At 42.7% G+C, this 18,388-nt stretch carries 21 protein-coding genes; all 21 read right to left on the reverse strand.

The annotated features are described in order from the left end of the window. Window positions 1–15: 15 nt before the first annotated feature. The 21 genes from fliK to G588_RS0102695 all read right to left on the reverse strand — a co-directional run bounded on the left by fliK (window position 16) and on the right by G588_RS0102695 (window position 18,387). Window positions 16–1,782 carry a flagellar hook-length control protein FliK gene (gene fliK / locus G588_RS0102595; RefSeq protein ID WP_022777202.1) on the reverse strand — a complete coding sequence of 589 codons (1,767 nt, stop codon included), beginning with the start codon at window positions 1,780–1,782 and terminating at the stop codon, window positions 16–18. Continuing rightward, window positions 1,779–2,540, reverse strand: a complete 762-nt coding sequence (locus G588_RS0102600) for a ribonuclease HII (protein WP_022777203.1) — start codon at window positions 2,538–2,540, stop codon at window positions 1,779–1,781. The genes fliK and G588_RS0102600 overlap by 4 nt, the downstream gene beginning before the upstream one ends. Next, window positions 2,537–3,073 carry a signal peptidase I gene (lepB, locus tag G588_RS0102605; RefSeq protein ID WP_022777204.1) on the reverse strand — a complete coding sequence of 179 codons (537 nt, stop codon included), beginning with the start codon at window positions 3,071–3,073 and terminating at the stop codon, window positions 2,537–2,539. Before lepB (G588_RS0102605) ends, G588_RS0102600 begins: the two co-directional genes overlap by 4 nt. Before the next feature lie 36 nt (window positions 3,074–3,109). Further along, window positions 3,110–3,982 (reverse strand): ribosome biogenesis GTPase YlqF, encoded by an 873-nt coding sequence (gene ylqF, locus G588_RS0102610; RefSeq protein ID WP_022777205.1) that lies wholly within the window; start codon window positions 3,980–3,982, stop codon window positions 3,110–3,112. Window positions 3,983–4,013: 31 nt separating this feature from the next. Continuing rightward, window positions 4,014–4,610, reverse strand: a complete 597-nt coding sequence (gene lepB, locus G588_RS0102615) for a signal peptidase I (protein WP_022777206.1) — start codon at window positions 4,608–4,610, stop codon at window positions 4,014–4,016. A gap of 69 nt (window positions 4,611–4,679) precedes the next feature. Continuing rightward, the gene (gene rplS / locus G588_RS0102620) at window positions 4,680–5,030 is read right to left on the reverse strand and encodes a 50S ribosomal protein L19 (protein ID WP_022777207.1); all 351 of its coding nucleotides are present in this window, start codon (window positions 5,028–5,030) and stop codon (window positions 4,680–4,682) included. Window positions 5,031–5,175: 145 nt separating this feature from the next. Further along, window positions 5,176–5,598 carry a cytidine deaminase gene (locus tag G588_RS0102625; RefSeq protein WP_022777208.1) on the reverse strand — a complete coding sequence of 141 codons (423 nt, stop codon included), beginning with the start codon at window positions 5,596–5,598 and terminating at the stop codon, window positions 5,176–5,178. 5 nt (window positions 5,599–5,603) lie between these two features. Beyond that, on the reverse strand, window positions 5,604–6,545 hold the full coding sequence (locus tag G588_RS0102630; protein WP_022777209.1) for an ABC transporter permease: 942 nt from the start codon (window positions 6,543–6,545) through the stop codon (window positions 5,604–5,606). After that, the gene (locus G588_RS0102635; protein ID WP_022777210.1) at window positions 6,545–7,708 is read right to left on the reverse strand and encodes an ABC transporter permease; all 1,164 of its coding nucleotides are present in this window, start codon (window positions 7,706–7,708) and stop codon (window positions 6,545–6,547) included. Before G588_RS0102635 ends, G588_RS0102630 begins: the two co-directional genes overlap by 1 nt. Further along, window positions 7,708–9,252 (reverse strand): ABC transporter ATP-binding protein, encoded by a 1,545-nt coding sequence (locus G588_RS0102640; RefSeq protein WP_022777211.1) that lies wholly within the window; start codon window positions 9,250–9,252, stop codon window positions 7,708–7,710. The genes G588_RS0102635 and G588_RS0102640 overlap by 1 nt, the downstream gene beginning before the upstream one ends. 149 nt (window positions 9,253–9,401) lie before the next feature. After that, window positions 9,402–10,646: a BMP family lipoprotein gene (locus G588_RS0102645; RefSeq protein ID WP_022777212.1), complete on the reverse strand. Its 1,245-nt coding sequence runs from the start codon at window positions 10,644–10,646 to the stop codon at window positions 9,402–9,404. 53 nt (window positions 10,647–10,699) lie between these two features. Next, window positions 10,700–11,476 (reverse strand): uridine phosphorylase, encoded by a 777-nt coding sequence (udp, locus tag G588_RS0102650; RefSeq protein WP_022777213.1) that lies wholly within the window; start codon window positions 11,474–11,476, stop codon window positions 10,700–10,702. Between the two features lie 130 nt (window positions 11,477–11,606). Then, window positions 11,607–12,119, reverse strand: a complete 513-nt coding sequence (rimM, locus tag G588_RS0102655) for a ribosome maturation factor RimM (protein WP_022777214.1) — start codon at window positions 12,117–12,119, stop codon at window positions 11,607–11,609. Beyond that, window positions 12,116–12,973, reverse strand: coding sequence for a tRNA (guanosine(37)-N1)-methyltransferase TrmD (gene trmD, locus G588_RS18890; protein ID WP_022777215.1), 858 nt, complete (start codon window positions 12,971–12,973; stop codon window positions 12,116–12,118). The genes rimM and trmD overlap by 4 nt, the downstream gene beginning before the upstream one ends. Before the next feature lie 65 nt (window positions 12,974–13,038). Then, window positions 13,039–13,266, reverse strand: coding sequence for a KH domain-containing protein (locus G588_RS0102665; RefSeq protein ID WP_022777216.1), 228 nt, complete (start codon window positions 13,264–13,266; stop codon window positions 13,039–13,041). Between the two features lie 62 nt (window positions 13,267–13,328). Continuing rightward, window positions 13,329–13,574, reverse strand: a complete 246-nt coding sequence (gene rpsP, locus G588_RS0102670) for a 30S ribosomal protein S16 (protein WP_022777217.1) — start codon at window positions 13,572–13,574, stop codon at window positions 13,329–13,331. Window positions 13,575–13,676: 102 nt separating this feature from the next. After that, window positions 13,677–15,050 carry a signal recognition particle protein gene (gene ffh / locus G588_RS0102675; protein WP_022777218.1) on the reverse strand — a complete coding sequence of 458 codons (1,374 nt, stop codon included), beginning with the start codon at window positions 15,048–15,050 and terminating at the stop codon, window positions 13,677–13,679. A 3-nt stretch (window positions 15,051–15,053) separates the two neighbouring features. Further along, window positions 15,054–15,398 (reverse strand): YlxM family DNA-binding protein, encoded by a 345-nt coding sequence (ylxM, locus tag G588_RS0102680; protein ID WP_022777219.1) that lies wholly within the window; start codon window positions 15,396–15,398, stop codon window positions 15,054–15,056. A 129-nt stretch (window positions 15,399–15,527) separates the two neighbouring features. Continuing rightward, window positions 15,528–16,394, reverse strand: a complete 867-nt coding sequence (locus G588_RS0102685) for an AraC family transcriptional regulator (RefSeq protein WP_022777220.1) — start codon at window positions 16,392–16,394, stop codon at window positions 15,528–15,530. A 22-nt stretch (window positions 16,395–16,416) separates the two neighbouring features. Further along, window positions 16,417–17,505: a glycoside hydrolase family 25 protein gene (locus G588_RS18895; protein WP_022777221.1), complete on the reverse strand. Its 1,089-nt coding sequence runs from the start codon at window positions 17,503–17,505 to the stop codon at window positions 16,417–16,419. Window positions 17,506–17,508: 3 nt separating this feature from the next. After that, complete coding sequence (locus G588_RS0102695; RefSeq protein WP_022777222.1) at window positions 17,509–18,387, reverse strand: YitT family protein; 879 nt, start codon at window positions 18,385–18,387, stop codon at window positions 17,509–17,511. Window position 18,388 lies beyond the last annotated feature (1 nt).

Raw genomic sequence — 18,388 nt, forward strand, 5'->3', positions numbered from 1 at the left:
ATTCACCTCATTCATTTATGCCCTGGCGTCAAAAGAAGCCGTTGAAATAATAGGCATTTTGTTTACCTCAAACATCTCATCCACAGCAGAATCCTCTCCGTCCATTTCATCCTGAAGATGCATCCTGACTGTCACTGAATATCCTCTTTTCTCAAGTCTTTCATTAAGGATATGGATGTTATCGTTGATCAGATCAATAACACTGTCATCGGCCACATAGAAATTGGTATTCACCTTATTGTCTGTCATTTTTACATATACATCTACAGGTCCCAGATTTTCCATGTCAAGATGAAGAATCGCACTGACAGAGCCATCTTCGCTCATCCGCTTATTCTTATTTCTGTATACATACAGATCGCCGTGGGCATTTTGTTGAGTCATCTGAAGCGGCAGCTGTACATATTGAAACATCTGATTGATCTGATTCATAAAGTCGAGATTGTTGCTTAAATTATTGGCAGACTGAGCAAGTTTTGAGCCATCTCCAAGTGTATTGTTTATTGTCTCAGCAAGGGCTTTGGCCTGGTTTCCAAGCCGCTGGTACAAATTGTCTATATTTTCCTTTTTAAGCACATCTCCAGGCTTAAGAAGCCATTGAGATTCTATAGAATTCTTAAGGATCTTATTGTAATTATCATTAGAAAACAGATTTTTCCAGGATGCAGCCTCTGCCGGATTGGACATATCGGCTTCGTCAAAAAGAGTACTGAGTTCCTTAAGGACAGCACTCTGTTCATCAAGAGATATTCCTTCCTTGCGGGCTGCTGTCATCAGATTACTTATTGTTTTCTCTGATACTCCTATATTTCTTAATGCATCATCAAAGCCCTTTAAATCACCTTTAAGGTATGATGAATTATCCGGGATATCCTTCGGAGTAACCTGTGACGGGTTTTCTTTATCACTAACCTGTCCCGGGATCTTAGCAGCTTCATTTCCTTCTTCGGGGATGAATTGCAGGGCCTGATTTTTAACGTCTGCTACTTCTTGCTGCATAGGAACAGATTTTTCTTCAGCGGAGATTTCTGCATTTTCTGTTTCTGCAGCGTTCTCGCTTACCTGCGCCAAGGTGGCTGTATCTGCAGAAGCAGGTTCCTGTACATCAGAAAAAAGCTTAAGAACGGATCCGTACAGATCCATGGCACCTTTAACATTGCCACTGTCCAGCAGTTCACTGAAGGCTGTAGGAAGCTCATCCATGATGCTTTCCATTTCATTAAGAACCTGGTGCTCATAGTTTTTGTAATTGGTAAACTGCTCTATATTGTTCTCCGTAATAGGTATATTAAGGCTCTTCATCTCAACAAGAGTCGTTACGGATGCATTTGGAAAAGTCGACAGATTTCTGTTCATCTCCAGAAGAGAATTCTTATCAATGGGAAGGGATGCACTCATCATATCCCTGACCATCTGAACAGTGTCGTTATTGATTTCTATGCCGGCAGCGGTTAGAGCCTTGAGAGTGCTCTGATCCACTGACATATTTTCATACAAAGGTGTTATTGATACCATTCCGTTTCCGGAACTCTTAACAGTAAAATTAAGGGTCTGTCCCTCCCTAAGGTTCATATCCTCCGACAGTTTGGCGGAGAGCACGTTGTCGCCAACGTTAATATTTATAAGCTTACCCTCTTCACTGTCTGTAACAGACACAACTGTTCCCTGAATGGTAGAACCGTTTCTTAGCTGCAGGGGCTGACTAGTCACCTGCTCCTGCTGATTACTGCCATTCACGTATATGGGAGCATTTGATTGTGTTACACCGGAGATATTACTCATACAAAATTACCTATAAAGGATCTTCTGTGAATAGGACATGGTCCGTATTTCTTCAGCGCCGCAATGTGGTCTGCACTTCCATACCCCTTGTTGGAATCAAATCCGTACTGAGGGTATTTAAGGGCATATTCCTTCATAAGCCTGTCTCTTGTAACCTTAGCAACTATACTTGCAGCTGCTATTGAAACGCTCTTGGCATCGCCTTTGATTATAGAGACCTGCTTGTACTGTTCAAGCTGAGGAATATGCACAGCATCAATCAAAAGAGCATCCGGCTTAGGGTTCAGACTGTTAACAGCCTTGGTCATGGCTTCATAGGTAGCCTGAAGGATATTGATCTCATCTATCCTCTCAGCTTCATTACTGCCGATTCCGACAGCAACGGCCTTCTCCATGATAACGTCATATAACTCTTCTCTCTTTTTTTCGGATAATTTCTTGGAATCATTTAGATATAAGATGTCGCAGTCCTTGGGCAGAATAACTGCAGCGGCGTAAACAGGGCCTGCCAGAGGTCCTCTTCCGACTTCATCAATGCCGCACAAAAGACCATAATCAGCATATTGCCTCTCATATTCGCTCATCTTATAGATTCGTTCTATTTCTTTGGAAAGATTATCAAGCTTTTTACGGGCGGTTTCAACCAGTTTAATAACACCCGCACGCTCATCACCTGAAAAAGTATCGATAAAACACTGCAGATCACTACCAGTGACTGAGTTCTGCAGACAGGCCTTTATTTCTGATATTGATGTCATTTTCTAAGCGCTCCGAAGTTGTCAAAAGGATAAATTCTAATAAAGGCCTTGCCTAATATATCAGCCTTTTTGATGCTCCCAACAGACACATCTCTGCTGTCCATACTATGATTTCTGTTATCTCCCATAACAAAGAATTCATCGCTGCCAAGAGTTACCTCCTCAACAGCTCTTCCGGGATCAAGAATAACCTCTGCACCATAGTTCTCATTGAGTATCACGTCATTGATGTAAATATTTCCGTCATAATCAATTCTGACCGTCTCACCGGGAAGACCTATTATCCTTTTGATGAAAAATTCATCATTTCCGTATCTATATGGAAAAATGATAACATCAAAACGCTCCGGTGCCTTGAATCTGTAGGATATCTTATCAACCAACAGTGAATCTTTGTCATGAAGCGTAGGCTCCATGGACTGCCCACTTACATCTGTCCTTTGCATAACAAAGGTAATAAACAAAAATGTAAGAAGAAATACAATCGCAAGATAAAGTACCGTATTCAGAATTTCCTTAATAGCCTTACTCATAAAGTCACACCTAATTTCCGCGCCTAAGCGCTTTTTTTATGGTCGTTCCAGAGAAATCCTGCCCAACCTTCCGTTTCTGAAATCGTCAAGAAGAAGGGCTGCTGCTCTGTCCATATCGGGTTCTGCTCCCTGCTTATAGCATTTCCTGTTTATGGCTATAGCTGAAAGGACAGCGCTAAGGGGTGTTGAATACTCTTTTTCCATCTGCTCATCAACCTGCTCCTTAGTTATATTATACTTCTCATAAACAGCGTTTGGATAGCTTTCTTTGAGAATATTTATAAGCTCGCAGGCAAGCTCTACACTGTCTAGGTTTTCATCGTTCATAGAACCTATAAGAGCAAGGTGAAGTCCAACCGTCTGATCTTCAAATTTAGGCCATAGAATACCGGGAGTATCAAGAAGCTGCATGTTCTTGCTAAGAGTAATCCACTGCTTGCCCTTGGTGACACCGGGCTTATTACCTGTCTTGGCTGAAGCCTTACCGGCAAGTTTATTGATAAAGGTGGATTTTCCTACATTGGGGATTCCTGCAACCATGCATCTTATGGGTCTTCCGACTATTCCCCGCTTTTTGTCTCTTTCTATTTTCTCAGCACAGGCTGAAGTGATCAGCTCTTTAACCTTGCCGGCTTCATTTCCAGTCTTGGAGTTCATCTCCATAACAAAGTTGCCCTGTGTCTGATAGAATTCACGCCATTTCTTTGTCACGGCAGGATCAGCCAGATCCGCCTTATTTAATACAATTAGTCTATATTTGTTCTTACCAAGCTCATCAATATCCGGATTTCTGCCGGAGGCAGGAATTCTGGCATCTGTAAGCTCAATAATAATATCTATCAGTTTGATGTTCTCCTGCATCATTCTGATCGCTTTGGTCATATGCCCGGGATACCACTGATAATTCATCTGTTCACCTCATATTTCATAAAACTGATCATCAGTTAAGGATAAAACCGCCGCTGCCTTGTTGTCCGCCCAGCTTGAACCAGGCCTTTCCCACCATCATTTTGGTAGTCACAACACCAATGTTGGCACTGCGGGAATCCTCGCTGCTATTCCTGTTGTCCCCCAATAGGAAGTATTCTCCGCTCCCAAGCTTAAGCTCAGAAGCAGCAATCCCTGCATCTTCCATTTTATCATATTCGTCCTTCTCAGATTCAGTTTGCTGGCCATTTACATATAAACTACCATCAATAATCTGAACCTTATCACCGGGACACGCAACAACCCTCTTTACATAGTAATGAGAATTGGTGTTGCCGTTAGGTAAAAAGATTACCACATCCCCTTCTTTGGGCCCAAACAGCTTAAAAACAAGGCGATTGACCAATACTCCCTGTCCATTACCAATCGTAGGTTCCATGGAATCGCCGATGACCTTAACCTGCATTCCAAAAGCAGTAACAATTACAAATGCCATGAACACAGCCAGAACAGAGACCATGATCCAGGAAAAAATCTCTTGAATAAACTTAGGTGTTATTATTTTTTTCTTCTGATGAAATGTGAATGTGTTCTTCTTTTTTCTAAACATTATCCCCGAAAGTCCCCATTAACGAGAAAGAGGCAATTACTATAAAGTAACTGCCTCTCAAATAACAAATTATCTGGTAACAAGCTCCTTAACCTTAGCCTTCTTACCTGTAAGTCCCTTAAGGTAGTTCAGCTTAGCTCTTCTTACCTTACCTCTTCTAACAACCTCAACCTTCTCAACGATAGGTGAGTGAAGGGGCCATGTCTTCTCAACGCCAACACCGTAAGACTCTTTTCTTACTGTGAATGTTGTACGGTTGCTGCCGCCCTGGATCTTCTTAACAGTTCCCTCGAAAACCTGTACTCTTTCGCGGTTACCTTCCTTGATCTTAGCGTGTACTCTTACAGTATCGCCAGTGTGAAACTCAGGTGCATTAGCGTTCAGCTGCTCTTTCTCGAGCTCTTCGATAATTGTACTCATAATTCTTTCTCCTATTCCATGGACGTTCTTAATACATAGGTTCTGTAACAGAGGACCGTCTGATTGTCACAACGTACTATACTATACCATAACCCCATGGAATAAGTCAAGGCAAATATATTTGAAGATTGAATACTATTATTTGTCAGTCTAAGAGGTCTTTTGGCCCAAATCTGAAGGGCAGATTCTCCACAAGAGTCTCTGTTCTGTATTCGTCCACCGATTTGGCGGTGATGATCAAAAAATCATCCTTACAGAATTCGCTCATTACCTGTCTGCACACTCCGCAGGGAGCACAGTAATCAAGCTCTGTTGCTCCGTCCGGGCCGCCCACAATAGCGATGGCTGTGAACTCTTTAACCCCTTCACTGACAGCCTTGAAAAAAGCTGTTCTTTCAGCACAGTTGGTAGGCGTAAATGATGCATTTTCAATATTGCAACCGGTGTAGATCCTACCGTCGGCAGCAAGAAGTGCTGCCCCTACATTGAAATGTGAATAAGGGGTATAGGAGAAATTTCTCATCTCCATTGCTTTGCCAATTAACTCTTTAATCTTACTTTCTTCCATAAAAATTACCTTGATCCTTTATCGTAAGGAATTCCCTCTGCCTTAGGAGCTCTTGAATTAGCTGAAGTAAATGCCAGCACAACAAGAGAAATAATATAAGGCATCATATTATAAACTGATCCCGGAATATTCAGAGCTGCCAGGAAATCGAATCCTGAATAAACGTTGGACAGAGCTCTGAAGAATCCGAATAACAAAGCTGCAAGCCCGATGTTTAAAGGCTTCCACTGTCCGAAGATCATAACTGCCAGTGACAGGAAACCAAATCCTGCAACACCAACCTCGAACTTCCACTCACTAACACCTGCGGTAATATATACAATACCACCGATACCTGCAAGCATTCCGGAAATAAGAACGCCGGCCCAGCGCATTTTGTATACATTGATACCTACGGAGTCAGCAGCCTGAGGATGCTCACCGCAGGCCATAAGTCTTAAGCCAAATTTGGTCTTATAAAGTATAACGTATGCACAGATGAGCAGAATAAGTGCCACCAGCATAAACCAGTTGAACTGGAAGCTTCCGATAGACACTACAAGAGCCTTTTTAGTCTGAACATACTGCACTGTTGAGGATACATTGTCAGGGTTCTCAGCGATATTGATTGACTTAACAATAACAGTTGCGGCAGCTGCAGCAAGCATATTGAGCGCTGTACCTACCAGGGTCTGGTCTGCCTTAAGGTTAATACATGCAACTGCAAGAAGCGTCGAATAGACAACTCCGCAGATAATCGATGCAAAAAGAACCGCCAGAACGATCACAAGAGCAGGAGTATTGGGAGAAATATATTTAAGTGTCAAAGCACCTCCCAGCGCTCCCATAACCATAATTCCCTCAAGTCCCAGGTTAATAACACCTGAGTGCTCAGAAAAGCATCCACCGAGGGCTACAAGGATAAGAACAGACGCAAATAAAAGTGTATATTGAAGAAGCAGTACCATTACTTGTTACCTCCTTCCTCTTTATTTGTTGAAGCCACTGTCTTGTTTTTGTCCCTCTCCTGCCTTCTACTCAGATAACTGTTAAGATAAAGCTTGAAGAAAAGAACAAAACCACAAAGGTAGATAATGATTGCGGAGATGAAATCCGAAATCTGTGATGGATAAATATTCTTATCGAGATAAGAACCACCACTTGTAATATGCTGTATAAAGTAGGAGGCAAAAATTGTTCCGATAGGATCAAGTCCTCCAAGGAAGGTTGCGGCAATTCCGTTAAAGCCCATACCGGGAACAGATGACTGGGTTACAGACCACTGCTCATATCCTGTCAGGAAAAGGAATGCAGCGCCGAGGCCTGCAAGAGCGCCGCCTATGAAAAGAGTGAGAATAATATTCTTCTTCTCCTTCATTCCGCTGTATTTGGCAGCATCCTTGGCAATACCTGTCGCTTTGATCTCATATCCAAAAACGGTCATGCTAAGTACAATCTTAAGAACAATTGCAATGATAACAGCCAATGGAATAGCTATTGTCACATACTTATTGTTGGTAAAAAGTTTCTCCATTCCAAGTGAAGGAAGAAGTGCGCTCTTATTAACGCTGGCAATCTGCACAGTATAAGGGCTGGCGGTTTCCTTTACGCCTGAAAGAAGCATATTAACAGTGTAAAGTCCGATCCAGTTAAGCATAATTCCGGAAATAACCTCATTAACATTGAGATATGACTTGAGAATGCCAACGATTATTCCGAAAACGCCACCTGCAATAAGCGCTGCCAGAAGACATACAGGCCATGCCAGCTTAAGCTGAAGTGCACAGAAAAGAGCTGCGCCTGCGCCTGCTACATACTGACCCGCAGCACCGATGTTGAAAAGACCTGCCTGGTAGCAGAACTGAATGGAAAGAGCACACATAAGAAGTGGTGCTGCCTTAACAAGGGTGTTTCCAAGGTATTTCATAGCAGCCTGCTTTGAAGGGTAGGTAAAGTAATTCTTTAAAATAGTGATGATAGCGTTTGTTGCGCCGCCGGGGTTGATAATAAGTAATGCGATATAACCTACGAGAAGTCCGATCACAATGCATAAAAGTGCTGCAAGAATAGATTGCACTGCAGGATTTGAAAGGAGTCCTCCGGATTTTTTGTTTTTTTCCTGACCAGTCATTATGCTCCAATCTCCTTTCTCTTCGCACCTGCCATGTAAAGGCCGAGTTCTTCAGGTGTTGTCTTTTTGGGATCAAACTCTCCCACCAGTTCGCCTTCATACATAACAAGGATTCTGTCGGAAATACTCATAACCTCTTCAAGCTCAAGAGATACCAGAAGTACAGCATGTCCTGCATCTCTCTGAGCTATAAGCTGCTTGTGAATATACTCTATTGCACCGACATCGAGACCTCTTGTTGGCTGAACTGCGATAAGAAGATCGGGATTTTTGTCAATCTCTCTGGCAATAATAGCCTTCTGCTGATTACCACCGGACATTGAACGGGCAATTGTGGGTGCACCCTGACCGGATCTGATATCGTACTGCTTAATCAGCTTGTCGGCATATTTATTGATCTCTGACTTTTTCAAAAAGCCTGCCTTATTGCTGAACTCAGGCTCAAAATATCTCTGAAGTACCAGGTTATAGGCAAGTGAATAATCCATAACAAGTCCGTGTTTATGTCTGTCCTCGGGAATATGGCTCATTCCACTGGTTGAACGCTCTCTAATGGAGGCATGAGTGATATCCTTACCGGAAAGTGTAATCTTACCGGTAGTGCAGTTCTCAAGTCCTGAAAGGCCATAAACAAGTTCTGTCTGACCATTTCCGTCAATACCTGCAATACAAACGATCTCACCGGATCTTACATCAAAGGATACGTTCTTGACAGCGTTGTTATGATGAAGCTTGGAGGGTACTGTCATGTTCTCAACATGAAGAATAACATCGCCGGGAACCTTGTCCTCTTTGGTTGCAACAAGCTGAACATCACGGCCTACCATCATTCGGCTCAGTTCGTCCTGATTGGTATCTGCGATATTAACCGTACCTATATATTTTCCTCTTCTGAGAACCGAGCATCTGTCGGCAACTGCCATAATCTCGGCAAGCTTATGGGAAATAAACAGGATTGACTTACCTTCCTTGGCAAGATTTCTCATAATATCCATAAGCTCATCTATCTCAGAGGGAGTAAGAACAGCTGTAGGCTCGTCAAAAATAAGGATCTCATTATCCCTATACAGCATCTTGAGAATCTCAGTTCTCTGCTGCATACCTACAGTGATATCCTCAATCTTGGCATCAGGATCTACCTTAAGGCCATACTTATCTGAGAGTTCAAGAACCTTCTTTCTTGCCTCTTCCTTCTGCAATAATCCATATTTAGTTGTCTCTACACCAAGGATAATATTGTCCAGTACCGTAAAGCACTGAACCAGTTTGAAGTGCTGATGAACCATTCCGATACCGAGATCATTGGCATCGTTGGGGTTGTTGATCTTGACCTCTCTGCCATCCTTCTTGATGACACCTTCCTCTGCCTGATAAAGGCCAAAGAGGACACTCATAAGAGTGGATTTTCCTGCTCCGTTCTCCCCAAGCAAAGCATGAATCTCACCCTTTTTCAGCTGAATAGTAACGTTATCGTTGGCAATAATGCCGGGAAAGCGCTTGGTAATATTCAGCATTTCAATAGCATACGTACTGTTATCTGCCATTGATTAACCCTCCATACTTTTTTTTCTTAAACTCAAAATAAATACATGGCCTTGCAACTTCGCATGCCCATATATTTGGAAAAAAGGCCGGTAGACTATGAATCCGCCGGCCCTTGCAAGCGCAGATATGCGCGTATTAACAACTTAAATTACTTAATGTTGCCCTGGAAGTTGATCTTAGCTGTTGTAGCAGAAGGCTGCTCAGCTGAAGAATCATTTGATACAGAAACCTTGCCGTTAACCATATCAGCAACAAGTGCCTTATAATCATCAGCAGAGAATGTATCTGTCCAAACTGTAGTAGCCTCAGGAAGTCCAACATAGTTAAGGCTCATATCATCAGCTGATACAAGGCCAAGGTTCTGGATCTGTCCTGCATAAGAATCCCACTGACCATCTCTGATGGCTGAAAGAAGTGTCTGAACTGTAGCCTGAAGGCCCTTCATAGCAGATGTGATTGTCATGCCTGCGCCGAACTGACCATCGATTGTAGCAGCCTGGTCAACGTCAACACCGATAACCTTACCATCAACCTTAGCAGCAGCCTCAGCAGCAGATGTGAAGATACCGCCACCGCAAGCAAATACTACTTCTGTGCCACCCTGATACCATGTATCCATAGCAGCTGTGATATCAGCATCACCATAGAACTGGTTACCGTAAGCATAGTTGATTTCTACATCAGCACCAAGCTCTGCAGCTGCAGCGTCAGCACCCTGTACGAAACCATATCCATAACGGATAACAGCAGGAACTGCCATACCGCCAAGGAAACCAAGCTTAGTGTAACCCATCTTTACTGCTGCGTAACCAGCCATGTATCCGGGAAGCTCTTCCTGGTATACAGCTGAGAATACGTTAGCGTATGTCTGGTTGTTGAAGTCTGAATCATCACCCTCAAGGTCATACTCAGAAACATCAAGAGCAACGAACTTAACATCAGGATAAATCTCTGCTGTCTCTTTGATAGCGCCTGCAAATGCATAACCGGGCATAACGATTACATTGTATCCGTCAGCAACTGCCTTGTCGATCATGGCAACACGCTCTGCATCAGAATCGCCTTCTGGCTTGTAGTATGTGAAGTCAACGCCGTTAGCCTCACCAAATGCCTTACAAGCTTCGTAAGTAGACTGGTTGAAAGACTGGTCTGTGATATCGCCGTAGTCTGTAACCATTGCTACCTTCATGTCTGAAGCAGCTGCTGTATCAGCAGGAGCTGCTGTTGCGTCTGCAGAATCTGCAGGTGTCTCGGCTGCGGGAGCCTCTTCTGCGGCAGGTGCCTCAGTTGCAGTTTCCTCAGTAGCAGGTGCGGTATTGTCAGATGATCCGCATGCTACGAGAGAAGAAACCATTGTTGCAGCCATAAGAACTGCTAAAATTTTCTTTTTCATAATTTCCCTCCATTTGTTTGGTTTGTCAGATTGACTTGTATAATAAAACCTTTTCAGGCTTTATCCATGGCTATCAGACGTCTTACTGCGTCTATTGTGGTCTTGTAGACCATATCCATCTCATGGACCTGAGGATTGGGAAGTCCTTTCTTGGCCCTCTCCTGATTGGCAACAACAAGCATTACCGCTCCGGTTCTGCATCTGAGATAATTACCGACAATAAAAAGTGTAGATGATTCCATCTCAGAGCAAAGAGCTCCACACTTGATCCATGCATCCCATTTCCACAAAAGCTCGTGTCCCACAGGCTTGGTCTCAGGCTCGTGCTGTCCAAAGAATGAGTCCTTACACTGTACAACGCCTACATGATAGTTGGCACCGGCTGTCTGAGCTCCCTGAACCAGCGCATTAACAACCTCAAAGGATGCTACTGCAGGATACTCGATAGGTGCATACTCCTTGGAGGTTCCTTCCGCACGGATAGCACCTGAGGCGATAACAATATCACCACCTACAATATCATCCTGCATTCCTCCGGAAGTTCCCATCCTGATAAAAGTGTCCGCACCGCATTTATGCAGCTCTTCAACAGCAATTGCAGTTGAAGCACCGCCAATACCATGAGACATAACGGTAACAAGCTCTCCGTCAAGAGTTCCTGTATATGTATTGTACTCTCTGTTATATGCTACAAATCTGGGATTATCAAACAGATGTGAAATAGACTCACATCTTCCGGGATCGCCGGTTAGAATGACATAACGTCCAATATCCCCCTTCTTGACATGAGTATGGTACTGATATCCAGCCCCTTCTGTGTAATCAACCATATCTAAACTCCGTAATAATTATAATTATTTGCCGATATTTTCAAATAACTCGCAACAATAATTATAATTCATTTAACAATAAATGTCATTAATTCTTAAAGTATTATTATTACTACGAAATAATATTAAATTACATCAAGCCTTCCATCACATGAATCACAATCTTGCCCTCATCGGGAGATACCTCCCTGATGCAATCCTTAATGGCAGGAATATATACCTTCTCAGAGTTATCATCCCTTGTCATCTCATACACATCATTGGCGCCTGTCTGAAGAATATCTGTGATATTACCAAGTACCTTCCCCTCTTCATCCACAACATCAAGGCCGATAAGATCAGCGCAGTAATATTCACCGGGTTCAAGTTTAAGAGCGTCCTTGCGATCGATTGTAAGTTCGCAGCTCTTGAACTTTTCAACTTCATTGATATCGTTGAACTGTTTGAACTTTACAATAACAAACTTTTTAAAAAACCTGGCACTCTCCACATCAAGCTCTATGTTTTCACCTCTTTGTGTAGTAAGAGTCACCTTTTTGAGCTTCTTAAATCTTTCGGAATCCTCTGTTGTGGGAAATACATTAACTTCTCCCTTAAGTCCGTGCGTTGATGCAATTACTCCAACCTGAAATCTCTCTGTCATTTCTTTTCCTCATTATTCTCTGACTCACAAGCTTCTGCCGCAATACCGCCGGCTTCTGTCTGCGAATTTATATCTGCATTATCTGTAGTCTCAGCCGCAGCTGACTTCTTGCGCCTTTTCCTCTTAGGTTTCTCGGGCTTTGGCGGGTTCTCCGCAAGCCATTTTTCATATAGATCAGGACGTCTTTCTTTTGTTCTAATAATCGACTGCTCAAGTCGCCATTCATCTACCTTCTTGTGATCGCCGGACAGAAGAATTGCAGGCACTTTTTTGCCCATCCATTCCTCCGGTCTTGAATACTGTGGATATTCCAGAAGGTTGTTATTAAAGCTCTCTGTCATGGCGGATTCGTCATTATTAAGAACTCCGGGAACAAGTCTGGAAATAGCATCTATCATTACCATTGCAGGAAGTTCCCCTCCCGTCAGTACATAATCACCAATGGAAATGTAGTCCGTTACAATTTCCTCCAGTACTCTCTCATCAACGCCTTCATAATGTCCGCAGAGAAAGATAAGATTCTCTTCCCGGGCAAGCTCCTGAGCCATGCTCTGGTTAAAAACACTGCCCTGGGGAGTTACATATATAACCCTGGGCGCTGTATCGGAGTTTTTTTTAATTTCTTCATTTATTGCCTGAAAACAATCATAAATAGGCTGTGCCTGCATAAGCATACCGGCACCGCCTCCATATGTATAATCATCCACCTTATGGTGTTTATAGTCTGCTGAATAATCCCTTATATTGATCGCATTAAAGGATATATATCCTTTATCCTTGGCTCTTCCGGTAATACTGTTGGAAAGCCCCTGTTCTATCATCTCGGGAAAAAGTGTCATAACATGAAAATTCATAAATAATCTCTTATGTGATAAGAGCCGAATAAAGCTGTTGCCCTATTCGACTCTGAAAATCTTATTTAGACAATCTCAACGTCAACCTTTAAGTTTTCTCTTGTTGAAGCTGCCTTTACAACTGCACGTATAGCTTTTGCGATACGGCCCTGTTTGCCAATTACCTTGCCCATGTCTGAAGGTGCAACATGAAGCTCGATCAAAATATTGCGCCCATCAGTCTTCTCAGTAACTATTACTTCTGAAGGATTGTCAACAAGCGCCTTAGCGATTACTTCGACTAATTCTTTCATTGCTCATCCTCCGACAAATTATTAGTGAAAAAAGAATAATACTTATTCAGAATAAGTATTTATCACTTCTGAATGCCGGCCTGCTTGAAAAGCTTAGCAACAGACTCTGTAGGCTGAGCACCGTTTGAAAGCCACTTCTTAGCGAGCTCCTCGTCAACCTTTACAGTGCTGGGATCTGTGTTAGGATCATAAGTTCCGATCTCCTCGATGAACTTACCCTGTACAGGGAACTTTGAATCAGAAACGATGATTCTGTAGAAAGGAACCTTCTTCTTACCAATTCTCTTTAATCTGATCTTTACTGCCATTTTAAATTTCCTCCATTAAATAAATATAAGATAGATAATAGTTTTTATATGTATGAAACAGCGATTAAGCTGCGAACATATCGTTATGAATATATATGGGATTTAGAAAAATCTTCCGCCTCCCGGGAACTTACCAAGACCGCCAAGTCTTCCAAGGCCACCCTTTTTGCCCATAAGTCCGGGCATCTGCTTCATCATCTTCTGCATCTGCTCAAACTGCTTGATAAAACGGTTAACATCAGCGATATCATTACCTGAGCCTTTAGCAATACGATGTTTGCGCTGAGGTGACATTAGCTTGGGATTCTGTCTCTCCTGTGGTGTCATGGAAAGAACGATTGCTTCCATTCTTGCAAGCTGCTTCTCATCAGGAAGCTGGTCATCACTTATCTTGCCCATTCCGGGGAGCATTCCCATTATTGATGAAAGGCCGCCCATATTGCGCATAGCCTTCATACTCTCAAGGTACATCTCAAAGTCGATCTTGCCCTTTTTCATCTTCTGGGCCATCTCGCGGTCTTTTTCGATGTCGCGTTCTGCATTGGCTTCAACAGCCTTGTCAATTAGGCTCAGCACATCTCCCATTCCCAGGATACGACTGGCCATTCTGTCGGGATAGAACTGCTCAAGATCTGAAAGTTTCTCTCCCATACCCACAAATACAATGGGCTTGCCGGTAACTGCCTTGGTTGAAAGAGCAGCACCGCCTCTGGTATCACCATCCATCTTGGAAAGGATGATCTCATTGATGCCGACCTTCTCATTAAACTCCTCAGCGACGTTGACTGCGTCCTGACCGGTCATAGCATCCACAACAAGTATTGTATGATGAACCGCAATGGCATCCTTGATATCGCGAAGCTCCTTCATCATGGCTTCGTCAATCTGCAGACGGCCGGCGGTATCTAAAATCACAATATTTAAGCCTTTTTCCTTGGCATAATCCATAGCGGAAGTTGCAATCTTAACAGGGTTCACATCCGTGCCCATTGAGAAGAACTCTACTTCCTGTTTCTTGGCGTTAATTTCGAGCTGATCGATAGCGGCAGGTCTGTATATATCACAGGCAACAAGAAGAGGTTTTCTGCCCTTCTGTTTAAACTTGCCGGCAAGCTTGGCTGCTGTGGTAGTTTTACCGGCACCCTGAAGACCGCACATCATGATAACAGTGATATATTTACTGTCCTGAAGAGTGATCTCTGTGGTCTCGGATCCCATGAGCTTGACCATCTCTTCATTAACTATCTTGATAACCATCTGTGCAGGATTGAGTCCGTTAAGCACATCTTCGCCTATTGCTCTCTCCTGAACGGCTGAAATAAACTGTTTAACAACCTTGAAACTTACGTCAGCTTCCAAAAGAGCCATCTTGACTTCCTTGAGGGCAAGCTTAACATCATCTTCAGTAAGCCTTCCCTTGCTCTTAAGGTTCTTAAACGCATTTTGTAATTTATCTGTAAGACTTTCAAAAGCCATCTGTTATGTAAGCTCCTCTATAATAACGCCCGAAATGTTCTTAAGTCTGTTCCTGAATTCCGTGTCGGAAATATTCCGGTCATCGGCAAGTGCGGATAACTCCTGTGCCTTTAGCCTGATTGCCTCAAAGCGTCTGATCATGTGAAGTCTGTCCTCATAGCCCTGCAAGGTATTTGTACATCTCTTGATAAGATCATGTACTCCCTGCTTGCTGATACCGTTCTCATCAGCAATCTCAGTAAGAGACATATCCTCATATACGGCGGCTTCATATATCTTTTTCTGATGTTCTGTCAGCAGCTCGCCATAAAAATCATACAGCAGGCCCTGCTCTACGATCTGTTTCATATAGTTGCATGCCTCAAACTAAAAATCATTCATTCCGCAAATAACACAAATGATATATTACATAAAACAAAAACAAGTGTCAAGTATTTTTTCTTGACACTTGCAAATTGCAGTATTTACTGGATTTTCTTATATTTTCACTTCAGAAGGAAGAACTCCGAGTTGGTTCTTGAAAGCCCTGCTGAAGGTGGAATAATCCCTAAAGCCACAGTCCACACAAGCATTTGTTGCCGGAGTTCCGGACATTATAAGGTTTCTGGCCTTCAGAATCCTCTTTTCCGAAATATATTGATGAATGGAATATCCCGTTTCATTCTTGAATATTCGCATCATGTGATACTTGCTCATATAAAAATGATCTGCAAGAAAATCTATCGAAAGGTCATTTCCGAGGTTATCCATAATAAATTCGATAATCTCTATAACCTTCCTGTTATATCTTGCCTCCGGTTTGAACCCAAAATCCTCCTGGATACATGCACGGTTAAAACATATAAGTGCCTTGAGAACATCAAGTCTTGTCATTAACCTGCCTGCATAAGAACTATCCTCAACCGCTATATCTTCCTCAATCTTGGAAAAGAGTTCAAGCACTTCCGTACTGATAGCTGCGGGAAATCTTACCACATAGCTGCCAAGCTCCCTGGTTTTCTTGAAAGCATCGGTAAGCTCATACTTACTAAGGAAATCATGATTCAGATAAAGAATTATCCTGTCATATTCGTCATCGGAGCTCTCTACCACAGGTTTATGGATCAGATTTCTGTTAACCAGCACAAAATCGAAGGGCAAGAGCTCATACTCTCGCCCTTCGATAAGATACTTAACTTTGCCGCCCAGTACCAGAATAAGTTTGTCAAAATCATGATAGTGGTACGGTATATCCAGTTTTTCACGATTCTTTATATGAAAGAACCTAAAGTCCTGATTCAGATATCCCTTCTGCTCATAGTCCTCAAAGCTTAAGGATGAATCAAATTCCCTGTTTTTGCTCATAATATTCTAAGTAGTATTGTTATCAATAGTCAGTCACACAAATATTAAGGTCAACATTTCCGTCAATTCCATCAATCTGTCCGGTTGATGAGTATTGCCAGATATCAAAGTGATAGGGATAATACAGCGGTGTTCCGTAATATGCTATCCATATTCCGTATTCATCCACATCGGCAGCGTCCATCAACAAGGTAAACGATTTGACATTGCCGTATATCATTGGCTCATATCCTGCCTGTCTTACGGTGTCGCAAAATGTCTTTGCAACCAGTTCGTACTGATCGCTGGTCATATCAACAGTCCTTGCAGAATCAGAATCAGCCGATTCTATATCGATAACTACAGGGAATGTAACCTTATAGGGCTCAATAAGATCAAGAACCATCTGAACCTCTTCTTTTGCTTCTTCCGCATTGACTGCCTGTGAGTAGAAGTAAACTCCTACTTCTATGCCATTCTCGGTAGCATTCTTGATATTATATTCGAAATAATCATCTACAAGGAGCTTACCTTCAGTTGTTCCGCGAAGTCCAGCCCTGATAATAGCAAAGTCAACTCCGGCGTTTTTAACCTTTTCCCAGTCAATCTCGCCCTGGAACCTGGATACGTCAATGCCACTTTTGAAAGAAAAAGAAGTATCACTCCCCTTGTATTCCAGAAGGCCTCTATCATTGATCTCGAAATCATCAGCAGAAAAGCCGTGTTTTTCAATAGAATCAAGAATTGGGAAAAAGTAGTATCTTCCGGAGCTTGCCACAACCATCTGATCAGGGAAAAGAGATCTTATGGCAGATGTGGTGCCATCCCCGTTTTCAAGTTTCTCCTGAATACTCTTTCTTATGGTCCTGGCTTCCTCTTCAGCGCCCAGATTCTTAGCCTCTTCAACCATTTTCTCAGTCTCAGCGGTGGTATAATGGCCCTCCGCAGTGATGGCTTCAAGTTCACTTTTTACAGCGTCCTCTTCTCTTTGGATCGTAGCATTCCTGATAAGAAGGACAACACTGAAGGACAGCGCCAAAAGCGCCACCAGGCTAAGAAAGATTATGGAAATAATATTGTGTGTATTTCTAACGCCTCTGCGTTCTCTTGATTCCAGTGAAACATTACTCATAGTTTACATTCTCTCGTCAAAATAACTCTTGTAGCCTTCACCAAATATTTCGCTTGCACTGGAGACTATCATAAATGCGTTTGGATCCTCATCTCTGACGATATCCTCAGCCATGGGTGAAAGTCTCTTTTTGATTGCACACATGATTACTTTTTTGTCTTCACCGCTGTAAGCGCCCTTGCCGATTACATGGGTGACGCCGGCATCAAGTTCCTCCAGCAGTCTTGCGGTGATAATATCGGGTTTGTCTGAAATGATGTAGATGAGCTTGGCTCCGTCTCTGCCGTATAATACAAAATCAACCACAACAGACGTTACCAGCACAGACATAAATGAATAAAGCGCAGCTGCAATATCATCAAATACAATGGCCGCTATGATAAGAACCACCATATCAGTAAGCACATACAGCGCTCCGGTCTTGATATGCGGATATCTGAGCCTCAGGAGCTTAATAATGATATCTGTACCGCCGCTGGTGGCATGACACTTAAAAATAAGGCCAATGGCCACTGCGGTAGCAGCGCTCCCAAAGATCACTGCAAGAATCTTGTCGTAAATTACATAATCCGAAAAGAACTTCGTGCAAAAATCCGTGGCCACTGAGATCATTGAAGTAGCATAAATAGTGGAAAGAGTAAATCTAATGCCAAACTTCCAGATTGCAATGATAAGAAGTGGTATATTCATAATCAGAAACCACATACCTGTTCCAATGTTAAAAAGCCTGTTCAGACAGATAGCAAGACCTGTCATGCCTCCCGGCGCCAGATTGTTGGGATCAATCAGCAAACTGGTCCCAAAGCCGTAGAGGATTGCTGCAAAGGTTATGATAACGTACTCTCGTACTCTTTTCCGTGCGCTTATTCTATTGTTATTCATA

The sequence above is a fragment of the Butyrivibrio sp. AE3009 genome (assembly GCF_000420845.1).
Classification (GTDB): domain Bacteria; phylum Bacillota; class Clostridia; order Lachnospirales; family Lachnospiraceae; genus Butyrivibrio.